Origin of the sequence: Mesorhizobium sp. M7A.F.Ca.MR.362.00.0.0, assembly GCF_004023175.1 — a bacterium.
GTDB lineage: Bacteria > Pseudomonadota > Alphaproteobacteria > Rhizobiales > Rhizobiaceae > Mesorhizobium.
The window spans coordinates 15,624-16,971 of record NZ_RZTF01000076.1 but is presented as its reverse complement, the minus strand read 5'-3'; the positions used below and the strand labels follow the sequence as shown (position 1 = coordinate 16,971).

The following is a 1,348-nucleotide window of genomic DNA, read 5'->3' as shown; positions in this document are numbered from 1 at the left end:
GGCGTCGACGCCTGGCGCGGGGCGGCCTGGGTTTCGCCTTGCATCTGCTGCGCCATCGCCTGCAAGGCTGCGATGCGGTTCTCAGTGGCGGGGTGGGTGGAGAACAGGCTGTCCATGCGCTCGCCGTGAAGGGGATTGATGATGAAGAGATGCGCGGTCGCGGGATTGCGCTCGGCATCGGGGTTGCGGATGCGTTCGGCGCCGCGGGCGATCTTGTCAAGCGCCGATGCCAGCCAGAGTGGGTGTCCACAGATTTCAGCGCCACGCCGGTCGGCCTCGTATTCGCGGGTGCGGCTGACCGCCATCTGCACGACCATCGCTGCAAAGGGCGCTACGATCATCGCCGCCAGCACGCCGACAAAGCCGAATGGATTGTTGTCGCGATTGCCACTGAAAAAGAAGGCGAAATTGCCGAGCATCGAGATGGCACCGGCAAAGGTGGCGACGATCGTCATGGTGAGCGTGTCGCGGTGCTGCACATGGGCGAGCTCGTGCGCCATGACGGCTGCGACCTCTTCAGGCGTCAACGCTTGTAACAGGCCGGTGGAGGCAGCAACCGCCGCGTTCTGCGGGTTGCGGCCGGTGGCAAAGGCGTTCGGCTGCGGGTTGTCGATCAGATAGGTCTTCGGCATCGGCAGGCCGGCCTGTTTGGCCATTGCCTGGACGATGGCGTAATATTCGGGCGCGTTCCTTTCGTCGACCTCGACGGCACGGTTCATCGACAGCACCATCTTGTCGGCATTCCAGTAGCTGAACAGATTGGTGCCGGCCGCGAACAGGAAGGCGATCATCATGCCGCCGGTTCCGCCGATCAAAAAGCCGACGCCCATGAACAGCGCGGTCATCGCGGCAAGAAGCATGGCGGTGCGGATGGTGTTCATCGTCTGCTCCTGTCGAAATGGCACCGAAAAGGGGTCGATCGTCGTGCGTTCATGGCTATATGATGGGAAACGCCAGTTCCTGTTTCAATTGACTGGGCTCAATCTGCCGAGATTATCGCATGACCGACGAAATCAGTAAAACAGGCGCCGCTTCTGCCGAAGCGGCATCGCAGAGAGAGCTAACGCCGGCCGCACGCCGTGCGTTGGCCGAGGCCGCAGCGCGGCGGGAAGACTACCGCGAAAAGGAGGCCGCGCTGCCGAAGGAGATCGGCGGCCGCGGCGGCAAGGAGCCAGGGCGCTACGGCGACTGGGAGGTAAAGGGCCTCACCAGCGATTTCTAGATGCCGCCTAGGCGGCGTTGCGCTGCGGCTCGAGCGCGATCCAGCCACGCTCGTCGACGGTGATGCCGACCATGTCGTAGCCTGCGATCGCGGCATGTTGCGTTGGCAAGGGGTGCTTGTGCGTGG

Annotated in this window: 2 protein-coding genes and 1 pseudogene; 1 reads left to right on the top strand and 2 read right to left on the bottom strand. The window is 63.4% G+C overall.

Annotated elements, in window-relative coordinates:
• Positions 1-881 (bottom strand): zinc metalloprotease HtpX (gene htpX / locus EOC06_RS12785; RefSeq protein ID WP_245469543.1); only part of this gene is annotated, 881 nt, incomplete at its 3' end.
• A 119-nt stretch (positions 882-1,000) separates the two neighbouring features.
• Here htpX and EOC06_RS12780 point away from each other — a divergent pair.
• A complete protein-coding gene (locus tag EOC06_RS12780) occupies positions 1,001-1,222 on the top strand; it encodes a DUF1674 domain-containing protein (RefSeq protein ID WP_127382026.1) in 222 nt (73 codons plus the stop codon).
• A gap of 7 nt (positions 1,223-1,229) precedes the next feature.
• Here the strand turns inward: EOC06_RS12780 and EOC06_RS42400 are convergent.
• Positions 1,230-1,348, bottom strand: a pseudogene (locus EOC06_RS42400) (HAD family hydrolase); the annotation flags it as partial.